The sequence below is a fragment of the Paracoccus aurantiacus genome (assembly GCF_007993065.1).
Classification (GTDB): Bacteria; Pseudomonadota; Alphaproteobacteria; order Rhodobacterales; family Rhodobacteraceae; genus Paracoccus; species Paracoccus aurantiacus.
Genome location: NZ_VOPL01000021.1, coordinates 1 through 2,500 on the forward strand (window position 1 = coordinate 1; position 2,500 = coordinate 2,500).

Annotated in this window: 2 rRNA genes (1 of these 2 cut by a window edge); both read right to left on the reverse strand. The window is 54.8% G+C overall.

What is annotated here, in order from left to right:
- Positions 1 to 138: 138 nt before the first annotated feature.
- A 5S ribosomal RNA gene (gene rrf, locus FQV27_RS18565) occupies positions 139 to 253 on the reverse strand.
- A gap of 97 nt (positions 254 to 350) precedes the next feature.
- Positions 351 to 2,500 (reverse strand): 23S ribosomal RNA (locus FQV27_RS18570); it runs 735 nt beyond the window's last position.

Genomic DNA, 2,500 nt, shown 5'->3' on the forward strand with positions numbered 1-2,500 from the left:
CGACCTTCAGGTTATGAGCCTGACGAGCTACCGGGCTGCTCTACCCCGCGACAGGTGCGTTATGGCGCACGGTTGCACCGATCTTTGTTTGATGGTGCGGTGTTGTCATCGTTTAGAGAGATATGCGTTTCTTTTCAGATCTGGCGGTGACCTACTCTCCCACGTCTTGAGACGCAGTACCATTGGCGCGACGGCACTTAACGGCCGAGTTCGGGATGGGATCGGGTGTTTTGCTCGTGCTATGTCCACCAGATCGGAGAAGAAACGCTCAGCGTTGGCAGTTTTCACTGCTTTGTTGTCCAAGGATGCTTTTGGAAGCGGGGATCTTTTGGATCTGGCCACTTCCGGATCAAATCAAGCCTATCGAGCCATTAGTACCGGTCAACTGAACGCATTGCTGCGCTTACATCTCCGGCCTATCGACGTGGTGGTCTTCCACGGCTCTCAAGGGATACCTGGTTTTGAGGGGGGCTTCACGCTTAGATGCCTTCAGCGTTTATCCTGTCCGTTCATAGCTACCCAGCACTGCCGTTGGCACGACAACTGGTCCACCAGTGGAACGTTCACCCCGGTCCTCTCGTACTAGGGGCAACTCCTCTCAAGTATCCTACACCCACGGCAGATAGGGACCGAACTGTCTCACGACGTTCTAAACCCAGCTCACGTACCTCTTTAAACGGCGAACAGCCGTACCCTTGGGACCTGCTCCAGCCCCAGGATGAGATGAGCCGACATCGAGGTGCCAAACGATGCCGTCGATATGGACTCTTGGGCATCATCAGCCTGTTATCCCCAGCGTACCTTTTATCCGTTGAGCGATGGCCCTTCCACTCGGGACCACCGGATCACTATGGCCGTCTTTCGACTCTGCTCGACTTGTCAGTCTTGCAGTCAGGCTGGCTTCTGCCATTGCACTCAACGAGCGATTTCCGACCGCTCTGAGCCAACCTTCGCGCGCCTCCGTTACTCTTTGGGAGGCGACCGCCCCAGTCAAACTACCCACCACGCAGGGTCCCGGACCCGGATAACGGGCCGCGGTTAGACATCAAGAGTGCGAAGGGCGGTATCTCAAGGATGGCTCCCCAGAGACTGGCGTCCCTGGTTCAAAGCCTACCGCCTATCCTGCACATCGCAATCCTGATGCCAGTGCGAAGCTATAGTAAAGGTGCATGGGGTCTTTCCGTCTAACCGCGGGAAGTCTGCATCTTCACAGACAATTCAATTTCGCTGAGTCCACATTTGAGACAGCGGGGAAGTCGTTACGCCATTCGTGCAGGTCGGAACTTACCCGACAAGGAATTTCGCTACCTTAGGACCGTTATAGTTACGGCCGCCGTTTACCGGGGCTTCAATTCAATGCTTGCACATCTCCTTTTAACCTTCCGGCACCGGGCAGGCGTCAGACCCTATACGTCGTCTTGCGACTTCGCAGAGCCCTGTGTTTTTAGTAAACAGTCGCCACCCCCTGGTTTGTGCCCCCCGCCAACAGTTGCCTGCCAACGGGNCCTCCTTCTCGCGAACTTACGGAGGTATTTTGCCGAGTTCCTTAAATGTGGTTCTCTCAAGCGCCTTGGTATTCTCTACCAGTCCACCTGTGTCGGTTTCGGGTACGGTCTCATGGAGGGCTGTTTCCAGGAACTGCTAAGCGGCCCTTCCAATCCGATAAGGAAGAACAACCGTCGCAATCCGTCACCATCTCCTGGCCCAGGAATATTAACCTGGTTCCCATCGACTACGCCTTTCGGCCTCGCCTTAGGGGCCGGCTTACCCTGCTCAGATTAGCTTTAAGCAGGAACCCTTGGACTTTCGGCGACAGGGTCTCTCACCCTGTTTGTCGCTACTCATGTCAACATTCTCACTTCTGATCACTCCACCGGATGCCTTACAGCCCGGCTTCACAGTCAGAACAATGCCTCCGTTACTTGCGAACAAGCAAAAGAGGCAGCGTTCTATATCACAGAACGCTCCGCTACCACGCACACATAGTGTGCATCCAAAGCTTCGGCTCGTGGCTTGAGCCCCGTTACATCTTCGCCGCAAGACCTCTTGATTAGACCAGTGAGCTGTTACGCTATCTTTAAAGGATGGCTGCTTCTAAGCCAACCTCCTGGTTGTTTTGGAAGTCTCACATGCTTTCCCACTTAGCCACGAATTGGGGGCCTTAGCTGTTGGTCAGGGTTGTTTCCCTCTCCACGCCGGACGTTAGCACCCGACGTGTGTCTCCCGGATAGTCCTTCTCGGTATTCGGAGTTTGCTTAGACTCAGTAAGGCTGTGGGCCCCCATCATCCATGCAGTGCTCTACCCCCGAGAGGATACGTCCGAGGCGCTACCTAAATAGCTTTCGCGGAGAACCAGCTATCTCCGAGTTTGATTGGCCTTTCACCCCTAGCCACACGTCATCCCGACCTTTTTCAACAGGTGTGGGTTCGGACCTCCAGTTGGTGTTACCCAACCTTCATCCTGCACATGGCTAGATCACTCGGTTTCGGGTCTGATCCA